The following is a 24,095-nucleotide window of genomic DNA, read 5'->3' on the forward strand; positions in this document are numbered from 1 at the left end:
AGGATCCAATGGATCTCGCATTCACTAGAGAAGAGCAGGCGTTTCGCGACGAAGTGCGGCAGTTCTTCCGCGACAACGTGCCGCCGGATACGCGGCGCAAGCTGGTCGAGGGCCGTCACCTCTCCAAGGACGAGATGGTGACGTGGTGGCGCATCCTCAACAAGAAGGGCTGGGGCGTCAGCCATTGGCCGAAGGAATATGGCGGCACCGGCTGGACCAGCGTGCAGCACTACATCTTCAACGAGGAGCTGCAATCCTATCCGGCGCCGCAGCCGCTCGCCTTCGGCGTCAGCATGGTCGGCCCCGTCATCTACACCTTCGGCAACGAGGAGCAGAAGAAGAAGTACCTGCCGCGCATCGCCAATGTCGACGATTGGTGGTGCCAGGGCTTTTCGGAGCCCGGCTCCGGCTCCGACCTCGCCTCGCTCAAGACCAAGGCCGAGCGCCGTGGCGACAAATGGATCATCAACGGCCAGAAGACCTGGACCACGCTCGCCCAGCACGCCGACATGATCTTCTGCCTCTGCCGCACCGACAACAACGCCAAGAAGCAGATGGGCATCTCCTTCATCGTGTTCTCGATGAAGTCGAAGGGCGTCACCGTGCGCCCGATCCAGACCATCGACGGCGGCCGTGAGGTCAACGAGGTCTTCTTCGACGACGTCGAGGTTCCCTACGAGAACCTGATCGGCGAGGAGAACAAGGGTTGGGATTACGCCAAGTTCCTGCTCGGCAATGAGCGCACCGGCATCGCCCGCGTCGGCGTCTCCAAGGAGCGCATCCGCCGCATCAAGGATCTGGCCTCGAAGGTCGAATCCGCCGGCAAGCCGATCATCCAGGATCCCGCCTTCCGCGAGAAGCTGGCGGCCTGCGAGATCGAGCTGAAGGCGCTCGAGCTCACCCAGCTGCGCGTCGTCGCCGACGAAGGCAAGCACGGCAAGGGCAAGCCCAATCCGGCCTCCTCGGTGCTGAAGATCAAGGGCTCGGAGATCCAGCAGACCACCACCGAGCTTCTGATGGAAGTGATCGGCCCGTTCGCCGCGCCCTACGACGTGCACGGCGACGATGGCTCGAACGAAGCCATGGACTGGACCGCCCAGATCGCGCCGAGCTACTTCAACAACCGCAAGGTCTCGATCTACGGCGGCTCCAACGAGATCCAGCGCAACATCATCGCCAAGGCGGTGCTGGGGCTCTAGCAGTCATTCCGGGGCGCGCGTCAGCGCGAGCCCGGAATCCATAACCACGATCGGGAGTATGGATCCCGGGCTCGCGCGATGCGCGCCCCGGGATGACGAAGCCAGATAATTTCGGGTACGAGGAACCAAAGAAATGGATTTTGATCTGAACGAGGAGCAGCGGCTTCTCAAAGAAAGCATCGACGGCCTGCTGACCGATTCCTACGATTTCGAGCAGCGCAAGAAGTACATGGCGGAGAAGGGCGGCTGGAGCAAGACGGTCTGGCTCAAGCTCGCCGAGCAGGGCCTGCTCGGTCTGCCTTTCAGCGAGGCCGATGGCGGCTTCGGCGGCGGCGGCGTTGAGACCATGATCGTGATGGAAGCGCTCGGCAAGGCGCTGGTGCTGGAGCCGTATCTCGCCACCGTCGTGATCGGCGGCGGCTTCCTGCGTCATGCCGGCACCGATGCGCAGAAGGCCGCGCACGTGCCCGGCATCATCGACGGCAGCAAGACGCTGGCTTTCGCGCAGCTCGAGAAGAACTCGCGCTACGATCTGTTCGACGTCGTCACGACCGCGAAGAAGAAGGGCGATTCTTACGTGATCGACGGCGAGAAGTTCGTCGTGCTGAACGGCGAGAATGCGGATACCCTGATCGTCACCGCGCGCACCAAGGGCGACCGCCGCGACAAGTCAGGCATCGGCGTGTTCCTGGTCCCGGCCAACGCCAAGGGCGTCGCGAAAAAGTCCTATCCGACCCAGGACGGCCTGCACGCCGCCGACATCACCTTCACCGGTGTCGAGGTCGGTCCCGACGCCGTGCTCGGCAACCCCGAGGATTCGCTCGCGCTGATAGAGCGCGTGGTGGACGAAGCCCGCGTCGCGCTCTGCGCCGAGGCGGTCGGCCTGATGGACGAATCGCTCAAGACCACGGTCGAGTACATCAAGACGCGCAAGCAGTTCGGCGTTGCGATCGGCTCGTTCCAGTCGCTGCAGCACCGCGCCTCCGACATGTTCGTCGCCGCCGAGCAGGCGCGCTCGATGTCGATGTTCGCGACCATGGCGAACGACTTCGAGGACGCCAACGAGCGCAGCAACGCGATCGCCGCGGCCAAGGTGCAGATCGGCAAGTCGTTGAAGTTCGTCGGCCAGCAGTCGATCCAGCTTCACGGCGGCATCGGCATGACCATGGAGGCCAAGATCGGCCACTACTTCAAGCGCCTCACCATGATCGAGAACACCTTTGGCGACACCGACTACCACCAGCGCCGCGTCGCAGACGCGGGCGGGTTGATCTGACCTGTCATCCCGGGGCGCGCGAAGCGCGAGCCCGGGATCCATAGCCACGATCGGGAGTATGGATTCCGGGCTCGCGCCAAGAGGCGCGCCCCGGAATGACGAAGCATCTGAGGCAACAGCAATGCAAAACACCCCGTTCGATCTCACCGGCAAGGTCGCCGTGGTCACCGGCTCCAGCCGCGGCATCGGCCGCTCCTCCGCCGAGTTGCTCGCCAAGTTAGGCGCCAAGGTGGTTGTCTCCTCGCGCAAGGCCGACGCTTGCAAGGAAGTCGCCGACGGCATCAATGCCGCTGGCGGCGATGCCATCGTCATCCCCTGCAACATCGCGCGCAAGAACGAGGTCGAGGCGCTGATCGCGGGCGCGACGAAGCATTACGGCAAAATCGACATTCTCGTCTGCAACGCCGCCGTGAATCCCTATTACGGCCCGCTGCTCGACATATCAGATGAAGCCTTCGACAAGATCATGGGCTCGAACGTCAAGAGCAACATCTGGCTCTCCGCGCTCGCGATCCCTGAGATGGCCGAGCGCGGCAAGGGCTCGGTGATCATCATCTCCTCGATCGGGGGCCTGCGCGGCTCCACCGTGATTGGCGCCTACGGCATCTCCAAGGCCGCCGACTTCGCGCTGTGCCGTTCGCTCGCCGGCGAATGGGGTCCGAAAGGCGTCCGCGTCAACTGCATCGCGCCCGGCCTGGTCAAGACCGACTTCGCCCGCGCGCTCTGGGAAGACGAAGCCAATCTGAAGCGCCGCACCGCCACCACGCCGCTCCGCCGCATCGGCGAGCCCGACGAAATCGCCGGCGCCGTCGCCTACCTCGCCTCCGACGCCTCGAGCTTCATGACCGGCCAAACCATCGTCATCGACGGCGGCGTGACGACCGCGGCGGTGTAGGGTTCTTCCCCTCTCCCCTTGCGGGAGAGGGTGGCATAGGCGGCCTTCGGCCGCCGTTCTCAAGAACGCCGATGCTTCGCATCGGCTATGGCGAAGCGGCGAGACGGGTGAGGGGTATCCCTCCGCACGTGACTCTTTTGCGGCTGTGTTCGCCGAAGCATACCCCTCATCCGGCGCCGTAGCCGAAGCCTTGCTTCGGCGTTCTTGAGAACGGCGGCCGACGGCCGCCTATGCCACCTTCTCCCACAAGGGGAGAAGGAAGGGCAGCGGCCCCCACTGATCCAAACCTTGACCTTGCCGCCCTAATCCGCTCCCTTTGGCGCGACACAATGACCCCTCCAGGGAAGACGCCCAAAGAAAACGCCAAGGTAAGCCGCCATGTCTTTCGTCCTCGCCATCGACCAGGGCACCACCTCTTCGCGCGCGATCGTGTTTCGCGGCGATATTTCCATCGCGGCGAAGGCGCAGGCCGAGTTTCCGCAGCATTTTCCGGCCTCCGGCTGGGTCGAGCACGAGCCGGAGGACATCTGGACCTCGACCGTGATGGTCTGCCGCGAAGCGATCGAGCATGCCGGGATCACCGCAAAGGACATCGCCGCGATCGGCATCACCAACCAGCGCGAGACCACCGTGGTGTGGGACCGCGCCACCGGCCAGGCCGTGCACCGCGCCATTGTCTGGCAGGACCGCCGCACCGCCGACATCTGCGCCAAGCTCAAGGCAGAAGGCCGCGAGCCCGTGATCTCTGAGAAGACCGGCCTGATCATCGATCCCTATTTCTCCGGAACCAAAGTCGCCTGGATCCTCGACCACGTCCCCGGCGCCCGCGCGCGCGCCGCGCGCGGCGAATTGATGTTCGGCACCATCGATTGCTATCTGCTCTGGCGCCTCACCGGCGGCAAGGTGCACGCCACCGACGCCACCAACGCCTCGCGCACGCTGCTGTTCAACATCCACACCGGCGCGTGGGACGACGAGCTGCTGGAGATCATCGGCGTGCCTCGCTCGATGCTGCCCGAGGTGAAGGATTCCTCCGCCCGCTTCGGCGAGAGCACGCCGGACCTGTTCGGCGGCCCCATCGTCATCGCCGGCATCGCCGGCGACCAGCAGGCCGCCACCATCGGCCAGGCCTGCTTCCGCCCGGGCATGATGAAGTCGACCTACGGCACCGGTTGTTTCGCGCTGCTCAACACCGGCACCACGCCCGTCGTCTCCAAGAACAAGCTGCTCACCACCGTCGCCTATCAGCTCGATGGCAAACGCACCTACGCGCTGGAAGGCTCGATCTTCGTCGCCGGCTCCGCTGTGCAATGGCTGCGCGACGGCCTCGGCATCATCAAGCATGCCGCCGAAACCGGACCGCTTGCCGATCAGTCGGACTCCATGCAGAGCGTCTACCTGGTCCCCGCCTTCGTCGGCATGGGCGCGCCCTATTGGAATCCGCGCGTCCGCGGCGCGCTGTTCGGCCTCACCCGCAACACCGGCCCCGCCGAGCTCGCCCATGCCGCGCTGGAAAGCGTCTGCTACCAGACCTTCGATCTCTGGGCCGCAATGCGCGCGGACTGGCCGAGTTCGGAAACCGCAAGCGTCGTGCTCCGCGTCGACGGGGGCATGACCGCCTCCGACTGGACCATGCAGCGCCTCGCCGATCTCCTGGATGCGCCGGTCGACCGCCCGGTGATCCAGGAGACCACGGCGCTGGGCGCCGCCTACCTCGCTGGCCTCCAGGCGGGCGTTTATCCCGAGCCGACCAAGTTCGCCGACAATTGGCGCCTCGAGCACCGCTTCAAGCCCAACATGAGCCAGGCCACGCGCGAGCGGAAGCTCGCCGGCTGGGCGCGCGCGGTAAAGGGCGTGCTGGCGAGCGACGAGGGGGAGGGGTAGCGGCAAATGTCGTAGCCCGGATGGAGCGCAGCGTAATCCGGGTCCGCTGTCGATGGTGGCACAAATCCCGGATTGCGCTGCGCTCCATCCGGGCTACACCACCGCCTCTACACCGTCATTGCGAGGAGCTCTTGCGACGAAGCAATCCAGGCTGCCTCCCCGGAAAGATCCTGGATTGCTTCGCTGCGCTCGCAATGACGGAGTGTGGCGCTGCTGTGGTGCCTCAAACGGCGCCGCCCGCTAATCGCTAACAAAAGAAGAAACGAAACATGATCGTCCCCGACGGCTATTCCGACGTCCCGAACGGCAAGATCGCCGCAATCGTCACCCATCTGGAGATGACTGCACCGCCCGCGCGCCGCGATGATCCGCCCGGCGCCTGGACCTTGCGCAAGGTCGATGCCCCCGCGCTTCCCTGGTACCGCGATCTCTTCCGCCGCGTCGGCGAGGGCTGGCTGTGGTTCTCGCGCGCGCGCATGACCGACGCCGAGCTCGCCGCGATCATCCATGCGCCTGGAATCGAGGTCTATGCCCTCGTCCTCGACGGCCGAGACGAAGGCCTGCTCGAGCTCGACTTCCGCGAGCCCGGCCACTGCGAACTGACCTATTTCGGCGTCACCGCTCCCCTGATCGGCACCGGCGCCGCCCGCTTCCTGATGAACCGCGCGCTGGAGCGCGCCTGGTCGCGCGACGTCCGCCGCGTCTGGGTTCACACCTGCACCTTCGATCATCCCTCCGCCGTCGCGTTCTATCAACGCTCCGGCTTTCGCCCCTTCCGCCGCCAGATCGAAGTGGCGGATGATCCGCGGCTTGATGACACGGCGCCGCGCGATGCGGCGAAGCACGTGCCGATCATTGAATAGTGCGCGACTGCCTCCTCACCGTCATTGCGAGGAGCCCTTGCGACGAAGCAATCCAGAGTCCGCACGGAGAGATTCTGGATTGCTTCGCTGCGCTCGCAATGACGGGAGTCTGCGCTGCCGTTCTACGATCTCAAAACACCTCCTGCTTCCCCCGCGCCAGCGAAAAACCCCGCTGCATCGCGTTGAAGCACGTCAATCCCGTCTGCTCCGACCGGCACATGAATCCCCCGCGCTGCCACACCTCGCCATAGGCCAGCACCGGCAACGAGGGGTCCATCACGGTGTCGCCGGCGCAGATGCGGCTTGCTGCGCCCTTCGCGCTCATCTCGAAGGCGTGACCCCAGTCGAGCTCGCAATCGGCGGGCCGGCGCGGGCGCACGTCCATGTTCATGATGTCGCAGCGGAGCACGCCCTGTCCGTTGTCGGTGAAGAACTGGCAGGCGATGTTCTTCGACGGCGTCAGAAAGCCGATCGGGCGGTCCTGCGCTTGGGCGGCGCCGATCATCGGCAGCAGGATCGCCATCAGGACCAGTCCGCGCGGTCGCGTCATGTCATTCCCGCTCAGCTCTCGAAAGTCACCGCCGTCGTGTTTGCCCCGCAGACCAGAACTGCGACGCGCTCGGTAGGTAAGGGACGATAGCGGCCGGAGAGCACCGCGGCAAATGCAGCTGCGCCGCCGGGCTCTGCCACGAGGCGCAAGTGCGACCATAGCGCGGCCTGGGCCTGCCGGATCGCATCGTCGCTGACCAGGACGACACGCTCGATATGGGCTCGCGCGACCGGAAACATCAGCTCGCCGACGCGTCGCGGCGCAAGGCTGTCGGCGGCGATGCCGCCGGCCGGCGCATCGACCGGCGCGCCCGCCTCGAACGCGGCATGCAGCGTTGGCGATTGCTCCGGCTCGACCGCGACGATGCGTGTCCGGCCGGCGTACCATGCCGCAATGCCGCCGATCAGCCCGCCGCCGCCGACCGCAACCAGCAGCGTGTCGATGCCGGGCGCATCCTGCTCAAGCTCCAGCCCGACGCTGCCCTGGCCGAGCAGGGTTTCGGCTTGATCGTAGGCATGGACGGCCAGCGCGCCGGTCTGCGCGACATGCGCCTCGCTCGCGGCGAGCGCATCGGCGTAGCGGCTGCCGGCGATCACGAGCTTTGCGCCATAGATCCTGATCCGCTCGGCCTTGGCCGGCGAGGTGATGTCGGGCACGAAGATCGTGGCGGGAATGCCGAGCCGATGCGCGGCATAGGCAACGGCGGCGCCGTGATTGCCGCCGGACGCGGCGACCACACCGGCCTGCGGCACCTGCCGCAGCAGCAGATTGGCGAAGGCGCCGCGCGCCTTGAACGATCCGGAATGCTGCAGCATCTCGAGCTTGAACGTGACCGGCGCGGCCGGCAGGCCGAAATCGGCGAGGTCGGCCTGAACAAGCGGCGTGCGCCTGATATGCGGACGGATGACCGGCTCGGTCGCCGCAATCCGCTCCCGTGTGATGTCCATTGTCGCTGTCATGATGCCGTCCAGGATAACCCAACTGAGAGTTGACATCAATTAGGTAATTAGCAAAATGGCTAAATGAAATTTGCCGTCGCCCTGCGCGCGCTCGCCAACGAACGCCGCCTGCAGATCCTGGAATGGCTGCGGGATCCGCGGAAGCATTTTCGCGAGCAGGAAGACGGCGACCTGGTCGAGGACGGTGTCTGCGGATTGCTGATCGCCGAAAAGCTCGGGGTCAGCGCGCCGACATTGAGCGAGCACATGCGGGTGCTGACGGCAGCCAAGCTGGTGCGCGCCAAGCGGATCAAGCAGTGGACGATGTACAAGCGCAACGAGACCGCCATTGCCGCGATCAAGCGCTCGATCCAGGACGGCCTTTGAGCGCAAGGCGGTCGCGGGTCGTTGCAGCCGGCGCAATGCTCCGTTTCCGAGATATTTGTTGCGCCGCGCCGAGCTGGTCGTGGAGACTGATCGACCCTGTCGTGTTCAATGATCGAGAAGAGCGAGAACCATGTTCCTGATCGGCCAATATGATTCCCCCTTCGTCCGCCGCGTCGCGATTGCGCTCCGGCTCTACGGGCTCGCCTTCGAGCACAGGCCATGGTCGACCTTCGGCGATGCCGACAAGATCGCGCCGTACAATCCGCTCCGCCGCGTGCCGACCCTGGTGCTCGACGACGGTGAGGCTTTGATCGAGAGCACGATCATCCTCGATCATCTCGATGACCTCGTCGGCGCGGACAAGGCCATGCTGCCGCGCGGCGGCACCGAGCGGCGCAAGCATTTGCGCATCTGCGCGCTCGCTTCCGGCCTCGGCGACAAGGCGGTGAGCCTGCTCTACGAGCGCGTGCTGCGGAAGGAGCAGCTCGCGCTGTGGGTCGAGCGTTGCCAGGCGCAGATCGCGGACGTGCTGAAAGTGCTCGAGGCCGAGCGCGCCAAGGTGACGACGCCGTATTGGCTGGGCGACCGCATCGGCCACGCCGACGTTGCCGTCGCCTGTGTCGTCCGCTTCACCCGCGAAGCGCATCCGCAGCTGTTCGATGCCGCGCGCTATCCGGCGCTCGCGGCCCATAGCGAGCGCTGCGAGGCGCTGGCGCCGTTCAAGGAGATCGTGCAGCCGCTGTCCCCGCCGAAGGGGTGAAGCGCTCTGTCATTCCGGGGCGCGCGAAGCGCGAGCCCGGAATCCGTGCAGCGGATGATGTGGAGCAATGGATTCCGGGCTCGCGCCAAGAGGCGCGCCCCGGAATGACAGCGCGGGGCCTGGCGAGAGTATCGGACGGCCACCGCAGCCCGATGATGCAATAATACCCCTGTTTTGCCCGACGCCGCAACCGTGTTTTCGGCAGGTCAGAAAACGTCAAGCCTTTTCAACCCCATCGCTACTGTGCATGGGGTTGTTTTTCACGTTTGTGTTTCGGCGGCGTCTACCCCGCGCCGGCGCGCTTCTTCTGCCAGACCAAGTGCACCGCGCAGGTGCAGCCCGGCGGATGCGAGGCGAGGTCTTTCGGCATTTCGTCGTTCGCCGGCGTGGCGGCGAAGGTCTTGTCCTGCGACGGGATGTAGTTCAGCACCGGCGCGAGCCAGCGCTCGGCTTCCGCCACGCTCATGCCCTTGCGCGCGGCATAGTCCTCGACCTGGTCGCGCTCGATCTTGCCGACGCCGAAATAATAGCTTTCGGGGCTGGCAAAATAGAGCCCGGAGACCGACGAGCCCGGCCACATCGCAAAGCTCTCCGTCAGCTTCACGCCGGCAGTCGCCTCCGCATCGAGCAGCTCGAACAGCGTCGCCTTCTCGGTATGATCGGGCTGCGCGGGATAGCCGGGCGCGGGGCGGATGCCCTGATATTTCTCCAGGATCAGCTCCGCGTTGGAGAGCGCCTCATCCGGTGCATAGGCCCAGAACTCGCGGCGGACGCGGGCGTGCATGCGCTCGGCAAAGGCCTCGGCGAGGCGATCGGCCAGCGCCTTGCAAAGGATCGAGGAATAGTCATCATTGGCCATCTTGAATCGATCGGCGACGGCATCCTCGCCGATCCCGGCGGTAACGACGAAGCCGCCGATGTAGTCGGGCACGCCGGCCGGCGCGATGAAGTCGGAGAGGGCAGCGTTGAAGCGGCCCTCGCGCTTCTCCAGTTGCTGGCGCAGCGTGTGCAGCGTCGCGATGCTCTTGGTCCTGTTATCGTCGGCATAGAGCACGATGTCGTCGCCTTGCGCATTGGCCGGCCAGAAGCCGATCGTCGCGCGCGCCCGGAACCACTTCTCCTTGAGGATGGTGTCGAGCATCTTGCGCGCATCGTCATAGAGCGAGCGCGCGACCTCGCCGACCTTGGAATCGTCGAGGATGGCGGGGAAGCGTCCGGCGAGCTCCCAGGTCTGGAAGAACGGCGTCCAGTCGATATAGGGCACGAGCTCGGCGAGGTCGTAGTCGTCAAAGCTCCTAATACCGAGGAAAGTCGGCTTCACCGGCTTGCTCTTGGCAAAATCGACCGGCACGCGGTTGGCGCGCGCGTCAGCCAGCTTCAGCCGCTTCTTGTCGGCCTGCGCGCGCAGATGCGCCTCCGAGATCCTTGCGTATTCGGCCCGCACCTCGGCCGCATAGGCCTCGCGCTTCTCCGGCGACAGCAGCGCGGAGGCGACGCCGACCGCGCGGCTGGCGTCGTTGACATGCACGACGGGACCGGCGCGATAGCTCGGGTCGATCTTGACGGCCGTATGCACGCGGCTGGTGGTGGCGCCGCCGATCAGCAGCGGCAGCCTCAAGCCTTCGCGCTGCAACTCGCCGGCGAAGAACGCCATCTCGTCGAGCGAGGGTGTGATCAGGCCTGACAGCCCGACGATGTCGGCCTTCTCAGCTTTCACGGTCTCGACGATCTTTGCCGCCGGCACCATCACGCCGAGATCGATGACCTCGAAATTGTTGCACTGGAGCACGATGCCGACGATGTTCTTGCCGATGTCGTGGACGTCGCCCTTGACCGTCGCGAGCACGATCTTGCCGGCGGACGAGGAGCCCTCGGTGCCGATGCCGCTCGCAAGGTTGCGCGCCTTCTCCTCCTCCATGAACGGCATGAGGTAAGCGACGGCCTGCTTCATCACGCGCGCGGACTTCACCACCTGCGGCAAAAACATCTTGCCGTCGCCGAAGAGATCGCCGACCACGTTCATGCCGGCCATCAGCGGGCCCTCGATGACGTCGAGCGGGCGCGCGGATTTCTTGCGGGCTTCTTCAGTGTCCTGCTCGATGAACTCGGTGATGCCATGCACCAGCGAATGCGACAGCCGCTTCTCCACCGGCCATTCGCGCCAGGCGAGATCGGCTTCCTTGCCTTCGGTCTTCTTGCCGCGGAACTTCTCCGCCAGCGCCAGCAGCCGCTCGGAGGCGCCCGCGTCACGGTTGAGGACGACGTCCTCGCACACTTGCCGCAGCTCCGGGTCGATGTCGTCATAAACGATCATCTGACCGGCATTGACGATGCCCATATCCATGCCGGCCTTGATGGCGTGATACAGGAACACCGAGTGCATGGCCTCGCGCACCGGCTCGTTGCCGCGGAACGAGAACGACAAATTGGAGACGCCGCCCGAGACATGCGCGCCCGGCAGGTTCTGCCGGATCCAGCGCGTCGCCTCGATGAAGTCCACCCCGTAATTGTTGTGCTCCTCGATGCCGGTCGCGATCGCGAAGATGTTCGGATCGAAGATGATGTCCTCAGGCGGGAAGCCGACCTTGTGCACCAGGATGTCGTAGGCGCGCTTGCAGATCTCGGTCTTGCGCGCGAACGTGTCGGCCTGGCCGACCTCGTCGAACGCCATGACGACGACCGCCGCGCCATGGCGCCGCGCGATCTTCGCCTCGTGAATGAACTTCTCCTCGCCTTCCTTCATCGAGATCGAGTTCACGACCGGTTTACCCTGGACGCATTTCAGGCCGGCTTCGATCACGGAGAATTTCGAGGAATCGATCATCACCGGCACGCGCGCGATGTCGGGCTCGGCGGCGAGCAGATTGAGGAACGTCACCATCGCCGCTTCGGAATCGAGCAGGCCCTCGTCCATGTTGACGTCGATGATCTGGGCCCCGTTCTCGACCTGATCGCGCGCGACCTGGAGCGCGGCGGTGTAGTCGCCAGCGGTGATCAGCTTGCGGAAGCGGGCCGAGCCGGTGACGTTGGTGCGTTCGCCGACGTTGACGAAGGGGATCGCGTCGGTCAGCACGAACGGCTCGAGTCCGGAAAGCCGCAGGCGCGGGGTGATCTCCGGCACGATGCGCGGCTTGTGCGGCGCCACTGCCGCGGCAATCGCCGCGATATGGTCCGGCGTCGTACCGCAGCAGCCGCCGACGATGTTGACGAGGCCGTCGCGCGCGAACTCGCCGATCAGCCGCGCCATGTATTCCGGCGTCTCGTCATACTGGCCGAACTCGTTCGGCAGACCGGCATTGGGATAGGCGCAGACCAGCGTGTCGGCGACGCGGCCGATGTCGGCGATATGCGCGCGCAGGTCTTCAGCGCCGAGCGCGCAGTTGAAGCCGATGGTGATGGGCTTGGCGTGCCGCACCGAATTCCAGAAGGCTTCCGGCATCTGGCCCGACAGCAGGCGGCCGGACTTGTCGGTGATGGTGCCTGAGACCATCACGGGAACGTCGATGCCGAGCTCTTCGGTGATCTCGGCGATGGCATAGAGCGCCGCCTTGGCGTTGAGCGTATCGAAGATGGTCTCGACCAGCAGGAGATCGACGCCGCCGTCGATCAGCCCGCGGATCTGCTCGCCATAGGACTTGCGCAGATCGTCGAAGGTGACGACGCGGTAACCGGGATTGGAAACATCGGGCGAGATCGAGGCCGTGCGGTTGGTGGGGCCGATGGCGCCGGCGACGAAGCGCGGCTTGCCGTCCTCGGCTTCGACGCGCCGTGCAGCATTGCCGGCGAGGCGGGCGCCTTCACGCGCCATCTCGTAGACGATGTCGGTGAGGTCGTAATCGGCCTGCGCGATCGAGGTCGTCGAGAACGTGTTGGTCGCGACGATGTCGGCGCCGGCGCGCAAATAGGCGGCGTGGATGTCCTCGATCGCCTGCGGCTGGGTCAGGATCAACAAATCGTTGTTGCCGCGCAGGTCGCGATGGAAGTTCTTGAAGCGCTCGCCGCGGAAGGCTTTCTCGTCGAGCTGCAGGTTCTGAATCATCGTGCCCATGGCGCCGTCGAGCACCAGGATGCGCTCGCGCGCGGCGTTCAGAAGGGCAGTTCGCTTCGGAGAGACGGTCACGGTCATGTTCGCTTACGCCGCCTTCTGCGCGCTCTTGGCGCGAATGCCGAGCAAATGGCTGATCGCGAACACGAGATCGGCGCGGTTCATGGTGTAGAAATGGAAGGTGTCGACGCCGTGCTTGGCGAGCTTCTGCACCTGGCCGGCCGCAACGGTCGCGGCCACCAGCTTGCGCGTTTCGGCATCGTCATCGAGCCCTTCGAACTTCGCCGCGAACCAGTCGGGCACCGTGGTGCCGGCACGGGTCACGAAATTGCGCGCCTGCTTGAAGTTGTGCATGGGCATGATGCCCGGCACTACGGGGATGTCGATGCCGCGCGCACGCACGCGGTCGAGATAGCGGAAGTAGAGATCGTTGTCGAAGAACACCTGCGTGATCGCGCGCGTCGCGCCCGCATCGACCTTCGCCTTGAGCGTGTCGATATCGGCATCGAAGTCGCGCGCTTCGGGGTGCTTCTCGGGGTAGGCAGAGACCGAGACCTCGATGTCGCCGTGCCGCTTCTTGATGCCGGCGACGAGCTCGGCCGAGCTCTGATAACCCTCGGGATGGCTCGAATAGGGCGTGCCGATGCCGCCGACGGGATCGCCGCGCAAGGCCACGATGTGGCGGACGCCGACCTCGTGATAGCGGTCGACGATCTCGTCGATCTCGCCGCACGAAGCACCGACGCAGGTCAGGTGCGCCGCCGGCAGCAGCGCGGTCTCTTTCAGGATGCGTGTGATGGTCGAATGGGTGCGCTCGCGGGTCGAGCCGCCGGCGCCATAGGTCACCGAGACGAACTTCGGCTCGAGCGGGGCCAGCCGGTTGATGGTCTCCCAGAGATTGCGCTCCATCTCTTCCGTCTTCGGCGGAAAGAACTCGAAGGAGATCGCGGGCCGCTTCAGGTGCCTGTCCTGCCGGTCGGCTGTCGCAGGCGTCGTCAGGTCAGTCATGGCGCCACTCACTCCAATGTCAGGCCGGCAATCGGGGTCTAGCCTCGGAGAGCTAAAATACGGCAAAGGCCCCTTGATCGACAGCCCATCATGCATGGGAAGTTGCCCATTCAGGTGCAGTTAGACGGGTCATTCTTGCGAATCATGTTTTGGGTGGGAAGCGCGCTGCATGACATAATGTGTTGAATTTTCAGATATTATCTCTCGTGAACTATCTTTTATGAACGGTTTTCTTGGTGGGCAGATCAGAATCGTCTGCAAAGTAGCGGCGGTTGTCCCAACTCCAGCCGCTGGCGTGCCAGCCCGTCCGTACACGTCAGGCCTGCGCAGCCTGCCCATTGTCGCCGCGACCGCCTCCATTACGTTAAGCCGCGATGATCCCGCTCTCCGTCCTCGACCTCTCCGTCGTCACATCAGGCACCAAGCCCGCCGCGGCGCTGCGCAACAGCATCGATTTGGCGCGTCACGTCGATGGCCTCGGCTATGTCCGCTACTGGCTCGCCGAGCATCACAATCTCGCCTCCGTCGCGAGCCCCGCGCCCGACCTGATGATCGGCCAGATCGCGGCGGTGACGAAGCACCTCCGCGTCGGTTCCGGCGGGGTGATGCTGCCCAACCATGCGCCGCTGGTCGTCGCTGAGCGCTTCAAGATGCTGGAGGCGCTATTTCCGGGCCGGATCGATCTCGGTCTCGGCCGCGCGCCGGGCACCGATGGTGCGACGGCTTACGCGCTCAGGAGCCGGCTCGACCGCCGCGAGGGCGACGATTTCCTGGAGCGGCTGCACGAGTTGATCCTGTGGGAGACGCGCGAATTCCCCGCGGGGCACCCCTACAACAACGTCGTCGCAATGCCCGACGACACCAGACTGCCGCCTATCTGGCTGCTCGGCTCCAGCGATTATTCCTCGGAATTGGCCGCCCAGGTCGGCATGGGCTTCGCCTTCGCCCATCATTTCGCGTCCCACGACGCGATCGATGCGATGGTGCATTACCGCAATCGCTTTCAACCCTCGACCTGGCGTGCGAGCCCACATGCCATTCTCGCGGTCGCCGTCATTGCGGCCGATACCGACGAGGAGGCCGAAAGGCTCGCCTCGTCCTTCGACCTCAACCGTCTTCGCCGCGACCGCAGTCAATATCTGCCGCTGCCGAGCGTCGAGGAGGCGATGGCCTATCCGTATACGGACGCCGAGCGCACCTCGATCCTGCGCAACCGCTCGCGCCTGTTCGTCGGCAGTCCCGCGACGGTGCAGAAGAAGCTGCAGCCGCTGATCTACGCAAGCAAGCCGGACGAGCTGATGGTGATCACGGCGGTATATGACCACGCGGCGCGAAAGAAGTCGTATTCGCTATTGGCGGAGGCATTCGGGCTCAGAGCGGCGGGGTAGCTTACCCTCCCCTGGAGGGGGCGGGTCGATTGCGCGCAGGGCGAGCGGGGTGATCTCTCCACTCGGGCAGTATTCGACGTGGAGAGACCGTCACCCACCCCGCTACGCATTGCGCTGCGCTCCATGGGGAGCGACCCACGGGCGAGCTGCGCTCTCCCGGACCCCTCCAGGGGAGGGTGAGGGATCAATCCTGCACTTCGCTGAACGTGGCGCGGAACGGATGGCCCGGATATACCCCGACGATGCGAAATTCGCGCGAGAAGAATTTCAGCTCCTCGATGGCGAAGGCGAGGCCCTTGTCATCGGGATGGCCGTCGACGTCGGCATAGAACTGCGTAGCGAAGAAATTGCCGTCGACCATGTAGCTCTCGAGCTTGGTCATGTTGACGCCGTTGGTGGCGAAACCGCCGAGCGCCTTGTAGAGCGCCGCCGGCAAATTGCGCACCCGGAACACAAAAGTCGTGACGAGCGGCCCGGTGCCTTGGGGCGCCCATTTCGGCTCGCGCGCCAGCACCACGAAGCGCGTGGTGTTGTGGGCCTCGTCCTCGATGTCCTCGGCGAGGATGTCGAGACCGTAGATCTTTGCAGCAAGGCGCGAGGCGATCGCGGCCACCGTCTTGTCCTTGCGCTCCGAGATGTCGCGGGCGCTGCCGGCGGTATCGGCATGCACGATCGGCTTGATGCCGAGCTTGCGGATGATGCGCCGGCACTGGCCGAGCGCATGCACATGGCTCTCGACGCTCTTGATGTCTTCGAGCTTGGTGCCCTTCACGGCCATCAGCTGATGCCGGACCGGCAGAAACCATTCGCCGACGATGAAGAGGCCGGACGCCGGCAGGAGGTGATGGATGTCGGCGACGCGGCCGGCGACCGAATTCTCGATCGGGATCATGCCGAGATCGGCCTCGCCCGACGAGATCGCCGACAGCGCGTCTTCGAATGTGGCGCAGGGCATCGGTTCGGCGTCGGGATAGGCCTCGACGATGGCGATGTGGGAATTGGCGCCAGGCTCGCCCTGGAATGCGATCTTCATCTTGCTCATGCTCGGCCTTGTAGCAGCGGCTCAGGATTTGGAAAGGATGCTGCGCGCGGTCTCGAGGTCCGCCGGCGTATCGACCCCGCGGGGCACGGTGTCGACGATGGTGAAATCGATGCGCATTCCGGCCTCAAGCGCCCGGAGCTGCTCGAGCTTCTCCTGCAATTCCAGCGGAGACGGCGGAAGAGAGACGTAGCGCTCCAGCGCGGCGCGGCGAAAGGCATAGAGGCCGATATGGTGATAACGCGGTCCGTCGCCGGTCGGGGCGGTCGCGCGGGTGAAATAAAGTGCGCGCATCCGCCTGCCGCCAACCGAGGTTCCGATCGCCTTCACCACGCTTGGGGCGAGATCCTCTTCCTCGGTGTGGATCCGCGAGGCCAGCGTCGCGATGTCCACGGCCGGGTCTTGCAGCGGCGGCAGCACCTCGCGGATGTTGTCGATCGTGATGGTCGGGAAATCCCCCTGGACATTGACCACGATCTCGGCCTTGCCCTCGGGATCGAGCTTCTGCATGGCCTCGTGGATACGGTCCGAGCCGGAGGGGTGGTCGCCGCGGGTCATCACGGCCTCGCCGCCATGGGCGGTCACGACCGAGGCGATCTCGTCGGTGTCGGTGGCCACCGCGACCCTGCCGATTGCGGCGGCCTCGGCACGGCGCAGCACATGCACGATCATCGGCAATCCCGCGATATCGGCGAGCGGCTTGCCGGGCAGGCGGGTGGCGGCCATGCGAGCCGGGATCAGCACCAGGATGCGGGGATCGATCATCGGGTTCAAAGGTCTGAGGTCAAGAGCCTGAAAACGGAGCGTTTTCCGCACCGGGACATGGGATGGGGACGGGCCTGAAGCCGGGTCGCTTATACGGGTTGCCAGACCCCGGGCAAACCGATATCTCAATGGCAAAACTCGGGGAAACAATAAGGAACGTTTGATTCTCCGAGGCTCGTCCTGCGGCCATCCGGGCCGCTGTTTCCTTCTTGCGGTGGGGCCTGGCCGGAAATGGACTCTTTCGAACTCAACAAGATTCTCGGCGCCGTGTTCGGCACCTGTCTCTTTCTGCTGGTGACGAGCTTCACCGCGAGTGCGCTGTTCTCCCCCAAGATGCCGGAAAAGCCGGGCTTCGAGATCGCGGTCAAGCAAGATGCCGGCTCCGGCAAGGAGGGCGCCGCCGCCGCACCGTCCGAACCGATCGAAAAGCTGCTCCAAACCGCCTCCGTCGAGAAGGGCGCCGCGGCCGCCAAGAAGTGTGGCGCCTGCCACACCTTCGAGAAGGGCGGCCCGAACCGAGTCGGTCCGAACCTCTATGGCGTCGTTGGCGAGCCCAAGGGCCAGGGCCGTGGTGGCTTCAACTTCTCGGCCGCCATAAAGGCCAAGGGTGGCAACTGGAGCTTCGACGACCTCAACAAGTTCCTCGCCAATCCGAAGGGCTTCATTCCGGGCACCGCGATGGGCTTTGCCGGTGTTGCCAAGGATTCCGAGCGTGCCGATATCATCGCCTATCTGAATTCGCAGTCGGAGAAACCTCAGCCGCTGCCGACGGCGTCAAAATAAGGTCCCAAGAACCGGCGCTCGAATACGGCCAGGCTGAAAAGTCTGGCCGTTTCCTTATCCGGGCCTCGCGGCGACGTTATCGGGGCGTTTGGCCGCATCCGATAGGCCGGCCGGGCTTCCAAGATGAGGAAAAAGCAACATATTCGGTCGAAACCTCGCCTATATTGGGAACTTAAAGGAGTAGCCTCCTTCAAGACAGGGATGTTGATTTGGCCATTACCCGACGCGATCTCCTGCTCACCGGCACTGCAGCCGCAGCGCTTCCAGCCCTTGGCTCCCTCGCGGGCGTTCCCGTCGGCGTGGCGCATGCGCAATCAGCAACTGAGCTGCCTTCCGGCGGGTTGCCTTGGCGCCACGCGCTGTCGCTGTTCGGAAAGGTCAAGTACCCCGCCGACTTCAAGCGCTTCGACTACGTCAATCCGGACGCCCCCAAAGGCGGTGTCGCGCGCCAGATCGCCGTCGGCACGTTCGACAATTTCAACATCGTTGTCTCGGGCGTGAAGGGCCAGGTCGCTGGTGCCGTCGCGTTCATCTATGAATCGCTCCTGACGCAGTCGCTCGACGAGGTCTCGACCGAATACGGCGCGCTGGCCGAAGCGGTCAGCCATCCCGACGATTTTTCCTTCGTCACCTATCGCCTGCGCCCGCAGGCGAAATGGCATGACGGCAAGCCTGTTACGCCGGAGGACGTGATCTTCTCGCTCGATTCCTTCAAGAAGAACCATCCGATGTACTCGGCCTATTACAGCCATGTGGTGAAGGCCGAGAAGGTCGGCGAGCGTGACGTGAAGTTCGTGTTCGACGCACCCGGCAACCGCGAGCTGCCGCTGATCGTGGGACAGCTGATCGTCCTTCCGAAACATTGGTGGGAGGGGACGGACGCGCAGGGCCGCAAGCGCGATATCGCCACCACCACGCTGGAAGTGCCGCTCGGCTCGGGCCCTTACAAGGTCAAGGAATTCGTCGCAGGACGCTCGATCGCGCTGGAGCGCGTCAAGGACTATTGGGGCCGCGATCTTCCCATCAATGTGGGCCGCAATAATTTCGATGAGCTGCGCTACGAATATTTTCGCGACGGCACCGTTGCGATCGAGGCCTTCAAGGCCGACCAGGTCGATTGGCGCACCGAGAACAGCGCGAAGAGTTGGGCGACCGCCTATGATTTCCCGGCCGTGACCGAAAAGCGGGTGATCCTCGAGGAATTCGTCAATCGCAGCTCGGGCGTGATGCAGGCCTTCGTGCCGAACCTGCGCCGCGCCAAGTTCAGCGATCCGCGCGTGCGTCGTGCGCTCAACTACGCGTTCGACTTCGAGGAGATGAACAAGCAGATCTTCTACGGTCAGTACAAGCGCATCAGCAGCTATTTCGACGGCATCGAGGAGCTGATGGCAACGGGATTGCCGCAGGGTAAGGAGCTCGAAATTCTCGAGACCGTCCGCGCCCAGGTACCGCCCGAGGTCTTCACGACGCCCTACACCAATCCGGTCGGGGGTAGTCCGGAGGCGGTGCGCGACAATTTGCGTGAGGCGCTGCGCCTGTTCAAGGAAGCCGGCTACGAGGTGCGAGATCGCAAGCTGGTCGACGTCAAGACCGGTGCGCAGTTCTCGCTGGAATTGCTCAACTCGGATCCCAGCTTCGAACGAATTACGCTGTTCTACAAGCCGTCGCTGGAGCGGCTCGGCATTGCGGTGAGCGTTCGGACGGTCGATCCGACCCAGTATGAGAACAGGACGCGCGAGTGGGACTTCGACATCGTGACGAACTCCTGGGGCGAGTCACAATCGCCGGGCAACGAGCAGCGCGAGTTCTGGTCCTCCAAATCGGCCGACATCGCCGGGTCGCGCAACATCGCCGGCATCAAGAATCCGGCCATCGACAAGCTGATCGAGCGGGTGATCTACGCCACTGATCGCGACGATCTCGTCGCGGCCACCAAGGCCCTCGACCGCGTGCTGCTGTGGAATCACTACGTCGTGCCGCAATGGACCTACAACAAGGTGCGCACCGCGCGCTGGGATCGCTTCGGCCGGCCGACGGAATTGCCCAGGTATGGTCTGTCCGGCTTCCCGTTCATCTGGTGGTACGACGCAGACAAGGCGGCACGGATCGCAAAGAAATCGTGAAGGACAATCCCCGCATGACGCAGATGTCACGCCGCCATGTGCTGGTCCTGGGTGTTGGCGGCGCCCTCGGGGCGTCCGTCGGCGCGCCGCTGCTGCGCAGCGCGCGAGCATCGGAAGCGGCGACCGAGGCGCACGGCATGTCGGCATTCGGCGATCTCAAATATCCCGCCGACTTCCGTCATTTCGATTACGTCAATGTCGACGCGCCGAAAGGCGGCACGTTCTCGCTGATCCCGTCGGTGCGGGCCTACAATCAGTCCTACCAGACCTTCAACTCGCTCAACGCCTTCATCCTGAAAGGCGACGGCGCACAAGGTATGGGTATGACGTTCTCGCCGCTGATGATCCGCGCAGCTGACGAGCCCGACGCAATGTACGGGTTGGCGGCCAAATCCGTGCAGATATCGCCGGACAAGCTGGTCTACCGCTTCGCGATGCGACCCGAGGCGAAATTCCACGACGGGACCAGGCTCACTGCCCACGATGCAGCCTATTCGCTGACGACTCTGAAGACCAAGGGGCATCCGCTGATCACCGTGCAGATGCGCGACATGGTCAGTGCCGAAGCCCTCGACGATGCGACGCTCGTCGTCACCTTCGCCAAGGGGCGTGCACGCGACGTGCCGCTCTATGTCGCCAGCCTGCCGATCTTCTCGAAGGCGTACTACGCCTCCCGCCCGTTCGATGAATCGTCGCTGGAGATTCCGCTCGGCTCGGGCCCGTACAGGGTCGGCAGGTTCGAGGTCAATCGCTACATCGAGTTCGAGCGCGTGAAGGACTGGTGGGCCGCTGATCTGCCGCCCTGCCGCGGCAGCTATAATTTCGATGTCGTCCGCTATGAATTCTATCGCGACCGCGACGTCGCCTTCGAGGGCTTTACCGGCAAGAGCTATCTTTATCGCGAGGAGTTCACTTCGCGCATCTGGGCGACGCGCTATGACTTCCCCGCGGTGAAGGAAGGCCGAGTCAAGATGGAGGTCGTGCCCGACGATACGCCCTCCGGCGCGCAAGGCTGGTTCATCAATGCGCGGCGCGACAAATTCAAAGACCCCCGCGTGCGCGAGGCCCTGATCAACGCTTTCGATTTCGAATGGACCAACAAGACAATCATGTACGGCGCTTACGCTCGTACGGTGTCGCCGTTCCAGAACTCGGACCTGATGGCCGGCAATGCGCCGCCTTCGCCGGAAGAGCTGAAGCTGCTGGAGCCGTTTCGCGGCCAGGTTCCTGACGAGGTGTTCGCGGCGCCGTTCACGCCGCCGGCCTCCGACGGCTCCGGACAGGACCGCAGCCTGCTCCGCAAGGCGCAGCAATTGCTGACCGAGGCCGGCGTGCCCATCAAGGACGGCAAGCGGGTGCTGCCGAACGGCGAATTGTTCAAGATCGAGTTCCTGCTGGATGAGCCCTCGTTCCAGCCGCACCACGCGCCTTACATCAAGAATCTCGCGACGCTCGGCATCGAAGCGAGCGTGCGCCTCGTCGATGCCGTACAGCACAAAGCCCGGCAGGAAGATTTCGATTTCGACATGACCATTCAGCGCTTCAGCATGTCGGCGACGCCAGGCGATGCCATGCGCGCGTTCTTCTCCTCGCAGGTCGCAAACACCAAGGGCTCGTACAATCTGGCTGGCGTCGCCAGTCCGGCGATCGACGCCATGATCGAGAAGATCATGGCGGCCGACAGCCGCGAAGACCTGACCGTCGCCTGCCGCGCCTTCGATCGCCTGTTCCGCGCCGGCCGGTATTGGGTGCCGCAATGGTACAACAAGACGCACCGGCTGGCTTATTGGGATCAGTTCGGACATCCGCCGAAGCTGCCGCGCTATGCCAACGGCGTCGGCGCGCCCGACATCTGGTGGTATGAGCCCGCCAAGGCGGCCAAGCTCGAGCAGGCAAAATAGCCATGAGCGCCTATATCGCCCGCCGCCTCCTGCTAATGATTCCGACCCTGCTTGGGATCCTCTTCGTGTCCTTCGTCGTGGTGCAATTCGCGCCCGGCGGCCCGGTTGAACGCGTGATCGCGCAGCTCTCGGGCGCCGACACCGGCGGCACCTCGCGCATATCGGGCGGCAGCGATTTTGCGCAGCGCGCGCCGGGGCAGGTCGGTGCGGGCGGCGATTCCGTCAACTCGAAATATCGCGGCGCGCAGGGCCTCGACCCCGATTTCATCAAGAAGCTGGAAGTGCAGTTCGGCTTCGACAAGCCCGCGCCGGAACGCTTCCTGCTGATGGTGTGGAACTTCGCCCGCTTCGATTTCGGCAAGAGCTATTTTCGCGACGTCAGCGTTCTGCAGCTCATCAAGGAAAAGCTGCCGGTCTCGATCTCGCTTGGCCTCTGGCTAACACTTCTGACCTACCTGATCTCGATCCCGCTCGGCATTCGCAAGGCCGTGAACGACGGGGCGCGGTTCGACACCTGGACCTCGACGGTGCTCGTGCTCGGCTATGCCATCCCCGGTTTTCTGTTCGCCATTCTCCTCATCATCCTGTTTGCCGGCGGCTCCTTCTTCAACTGGTTCCCGCTGCGCGGACTGACCTCGGACGGCTGGTCGCAGTTTCCCTGGTATTGGAAGATCATCGATTATTTCTGGCATCTGACGTTGCCGCTGATCGCCATGGGGCTAGGTGCCTTCACCACCATGACGTTCCTGACCAAGAACTCGTTCCTGGATGAGATCCGCAAGCAATACGTCATGACCGCCCGCGCCAAGGGCTGCAGCGAGAACCGGGTGCTCTATGGCCACGTCTTCCGCAACGCGATGCTGATCGTGATCGCCGGCTTCCCCGGCACTTTCATCCACGCCTTCTTTTCCGGCTCGCTGCTGATCGAGACCATCTTCTCGCTGGACGGGCTGGGACTGCTCAGCTTCGAGAGCGTGCTCAATCGCGATTATCCCGTGGTGTTCGGCACGCTCTACATCTTCTCGCTGGTCGGCCTCGTGATCAACCTGATCTCCGACCTGACCTATATGTGGATCGACCCCCGGATCGATTTCGAAGCGCGGGAGGTCTGATGACGATCACCGCGCCGACGCCGATCGAGACCACAGCGAAGTCGCCGCTCGGCGATGCCGTTCCGATCACGGGCAAGCCGTTCGCTCCATCGCCGCTTAACCGGCGGCGGTGGCAGAACTTCAAGGCGAACCACCGCGGCTACTGGTCCTTCTGGATCTTCATCGGCCTGTTCGTGATCTCGCTGTTCGCCGAGCTGATCGCGAACGATCGGCCCTTCCTGATCAAGTTCGACGGCCGTCTCTATTGGCCGGCCTTCGTGACCTATTCGGAGACGACGTTCGGCGGCGATTTCGAGACGGCGGCCGATTACCGCGATCCGTACTTGCAGAAGCTGATCAAGGACAAGGGCGGCAGCGTCGTCTGGCCGCTGATCCGTTACTCCTATGACACTCACAATCTCGATCTGCCGACGCCGGCGCCGTCGCCGCCGACCTGGATGCTGACGGAGAAGCAGTGCAAGCCGGTGGTGGAGAAGAAGGGACTGAAGAGCTGCCGCGATCTCGAATACAACTGGCTCGGCACCGACGATCAGGGCCGCGACGTGGTGGCGCGGCTGATCTACGGCTTCCGCATCTCGGTGCTGTTCGGCCTTTGCCTCACCATCGTTTCGTCGGTCATCGGCATCGCGGCGGGTGCGGTGCAGGGCTATTTCGGCGGTTGGGTCGATCTGATCTTCCAGCGTTTCATCGAGATCTGGACCGCGATTCCATCGCTGTATCTTCTCCTGATCCTGTCCTCGGTGCTGGTGCCCGGTTTCTTCGTGCTACTCGGCATCTTGCTGCTGTTCTCCTGGGTCTCGCTGGTTGGCCTCGTGCGGGCCGAATTCCTGCGCGGGCGCAATTTCGAATACGTCCAGGCGGCACGTGCGCTCGGCGTCTCCAATCCTCTGATCATGTTCCGCCACCTGCTGCCGAACGCGATGGTCGCGACCATGACGTTCCTGCCGTTCATCGTATCGAGCTCGGTGATGACGCTGACGGCGCTCGATTTCCTCGGCTTCGGCCTGCCACCGGGATCGCCCTCGCTCGGCGAATTGCTCTCGCAGGCCAAGGCCAATGTGCAGGCACCGTGGCTCGGCTTCTCCGGCTTCTTCTCGGTCGCGATCATGCTCTCGCTGTTGATCTTCATCGGTGAAGCCGTGCGCGACGCCTTCGACCCGCGCAAGACGTTCAGGTAAG

At 64.2% G+C, this 24,095-nt stretch carries 19 protein-coding genes; 13 read left to right on the forward strand and 6 right to left on the reverse strand.

Features of this window, described 5'->3' with window-relative positions; genetic code table 11:
* Positions 1-8: 8 nt before the first annotated feature.
* The 5 genes from pimC to I6F37_RS24845 all read left to right on the forward strand — a co-directional run bounded on the left by pimC (position 9) and on the right by I6F37_RS24845 (position 6,117).
* Positions 9-1,199, forward strand: a complete 1,191-nt coding sequence (gene pimC / locus I6F37_RS24825) for a pimeloyl-CoA dehydrogenase large subunit (protein ID WP_035997966.1) — start codon at positions 9-11, stop codon at positions 1,197-1,199.
* A gap of 133 nt (positions 1,200-1,332) precedes the next feature.
* Positions 1,333-2,475 carry a pimeloyl-CoA dehydrogenase small subunit gene (pimD, locus tag I6F37_RS24830; RefSeq protein WP_225152983.1) on the forward strand — a complete coding sequence of 381 codons (1,143 nt, stop codon included), beginning with the start codon at positions 1,333-1,335 and terminating at the stop codon, positions 2,473-2,475.
* A 121-nt stretch (positions 2,476-2,596) separates the two neighbouring features.
* Positions 2,597-3,370, forward strand: a complete 774-nt coding sequence (locus tag I6F37_RS24835; protein ID WP_225152985.1) for an SDR family NAD(P)-dependent oxidoreductase — start codon at positions 2,597-2,599, stop codon at positions 3,368-3,370.
* 378 nt (positions 3,371-3,748) lie between these two features.
* On the forward strand, positions 3,749-5,254 hold the full coding sequence (gene glpK, locus I6F37_RS24840) for a glycerol kinase GlpK (RefSeq protein ID WP_035997987.1): 1,506 nt from the start codon (positions 3,749-3,751) through the stop codon (positions 5,252-5,254).
* A gap of 269 nt (positions 5,255-5,523) precedes the next feature.
* Positions 5,524-6,117 (forward strand): N-acetyltransferase, encoded by a 594-nt coding sequence (locus I6F37_RS24845; RefSeq protein ID WP_035997990.1) that lies wholly within the window; start codon positions 5,524-5,526, stop codon positions 6,115-6,117.
* Positions 6,118-6,247: 130 nt separating this feature from the next.
* Here I6F37_RS24845 and I6F37_RS24850 read toward each other — a convergent pair whose 3' ends face one another.
* Together I6F37_RS24850 and I6F37_RS24855 are read right to left on the reverse strand one after the other, a co-directional pair.
* Positions 6,248-6,667 carry a DUF6636 domain-containing protein gene (locus I6F37_RS24850; RefSeq protein ID WP_035997993.1) on the reverse strand — a complete coding sequence of 140 codons (420 nt, stop codon included), beginning with the start codon at positions 6,665-6,667 and terminating at the stop codon, positions 6,248-6,250.
* An 11-nt stretch (positions 6,668-6,678) separates the two neighbouring features.
* The gene (locus tag I6F37_RS24855; RefSeq protein ID WP_225152986.1) at positions 6,679-7,662 is read right to left on the reverse strand and encodes a threonine/serine dehydratase; all 984 of its coding nucleotides are present in this window, start codon (positions 7,660-7,662) and stop codon (positions 6,679-6,681) included.
* 27 nt (positions 7,663-7,689) lie between these two features.
* On the opposite strand from I6F37_RS24855, the gene I6F37_RS24860 reads away from it, so the two are divergent.
* Both I6F37_RS24860 and I6F37_RS24865 read left to right on the forward strand, forming a co-directional pair.
* A complete protein-coding gene (locus I6F37_RS24860; RefSeq protein WP_036021541.1) occupies positions 7,690-7,992 on the forward strand; it encodes a helix-turn-helix transcriptional regulator in 303 nt (100 codons plus the stop codon).
* Positions 7,993-8,122: 130 nt separating this feature from the next.
* The gene (locus I6F37_RS24865) at positions 8,123-8,752 is read left to right on the forward strand and encodes a glutathione S-transferase family protein (RefSeq protein WP_225152988.1); all 630 of its coding nucleotides are present in this window, start codon (positions 8,123-8,125) and stop codon (positions 8,750-8,752) included.
* A 283-nt stretch (positions 8,753-9,035) separates the two neighbouring features.
* On the opposite strand, the gene metH is transcribed toward I6F37_RS24865, so the two are convergent.
* Together metH and metF are read right to left on the reverse strand one after the other, a co-directional pair.
* On the reverse strand, positions 9,036-12,878 hold the full coding sequence (gene metH / locus I6F37_RS24870) for a methionine synthase (protein ID WP_225152990.1): 3,843 nt from the start codon (positions 12,876-12,878) through the stop codon (positions 9,036-9,038).
* 6 nt (positions 12,879-12,884) lie between these two features.
* On the reverse strand, positions 12,885-13,805 hold the full coding sequence (gene metF, locus I6F37_RS24875; protein ID WP_035998014.1) for a methylenetetrahydrofolate reductase [NAD(P)H]: 921 nt from the start codon (positions 13,803-13,805) through the stop codon (positions 12,885-12,887).
* A 374-nt stretch (positions 13,806-14,179) separates the two neighbouring features.
* On the opposite strand from metF, the gene I6F37_RS24880 reads away from it, so the two are divergent.
* On the forward strand, positions 14,180-15,193 hold the full coding sequence (locus I6F37_RS24880) for an LLM class flavin-dependent oxidoreductase (protein ID WP_035998018.1): 1,014 nt from the start codon (positions 14,180-14,182) through the stop codon (positions 15,191-15,193).
* Between the two features lie 184 nt (positions 15,194-15,377).
* Here I6F37_RS24880 and I6F37_RS24885 read toward each other — a convergent pair whose 3' ends face one another.
* Both I6F37_RS24885 and I6F37_RS24890 read right to left on the reverse strand, forming a co-directional pair.
* Positions 15,378-16,235, reverse strand: a complete 858-nt coding sequence (locus I6F37_RS24885) for a prephenate dehydratase (RefSeq protein WP_035998021.1) — start codon at positions 16,233-16,235, stop codon at positions 15,378-15,380.
* Positions 16,236-16,256: 21 nt separating this feature from the next.
* On the reverse strand, positions 16,257-16,997 hold the full coding sequence (locus tag I6F37_RS24890) for a 3-deoxy-manno-octulosonate cytidylyltransferase (RefSeq protein ID WP_035998024.1): 741 nt from the start codon (positions 16,995-16,997) through the stop codon (positions 16,257-16,259).
* Positions 16,998-17,228: 231 nt separating this feature from the next.
* Here I6F37_RS24890 and I6F37_RS24895 point away from each other — a divergent pair, with 231 nt between their 5' ends.
* The 5 genes from I6F37_RS24895 to I6F37_RS24915 all read left to right on the forward strand — a co-directional run bounded on the left by I6F37_RS24895 (position 17,229) and on the right by I6F37_RS24915 (position 24,094).
* A complete protein-coding gene (locus tag I6F37_RS24895; RefSeq protein WP_035998026.1) occupies positions 17,229-17,780 on the forward strand; it encodes a cytochrome c family protein in 552 nt (183 codons plus the stop codon).
* Positions 17,781-17,989: 209 nt separating this feature from the next.
* Entirely contained in the window at positions 17,990-19,903 is a 1,914-nt protein-coding gene (locus I6F37_RS24900) for an extracellular solute-binding protein (RefSeq protein WP_035998029.1), read from the forward strand.
* Positions 19,904-19,917: 14 nt separating this feature from the next.
* Positions 19,918-21,804 carry an extracellular solute-binding protein gene (locus I6F37_RS24905; RefSeq protein ID WP_035998058.1) on the forward strand — a complete coding sequence of 629 codons (1,887 nt, stop codon included), beginning with the start codon at positions 19,918-19,920 and terminating at the stop codon, positions 21,802-21,804.
* A gap of 2 nt (positions 21,805-21,806) precedes the next feature.
* Positions 21,807-22,916, forward strand: coding sequence for a microcin C ABC transporter permease YejB (locus I6F37_RS24910; protein WP_035998032.1), 1,110 nt, complete (start codon positions 21,807-21,809; stop codon positions 22,914-22,916).
* Positions 22,916-24,094, forward strand: a complete 1,179-nt coding sequence (locus tag I6F37_RS24915) for an ABC transporter permease (RefSeq protein WP_035998035.1) — start codon at positions 22,916-22,918, stop codon at positions 24,092-24,094. Before I6F37_RS24910 ends, I6F37_RS24915 begins: the two co-directional genes overlap by 1 nt.
* Position 24,095: the final 1 nt, after the last annotated feature.

This window comes from Bradyrhizobium sp. NBAIM08 (genome assembly GCF_020193935.1).
Classification (GTDB): Bacteria; Pseudomonadota; Alphaproteobacteria; order Rhizobiales; family Xanthobacteraceae; genus Bradyrhizobium; species Bradyrhizobium yuanmingense.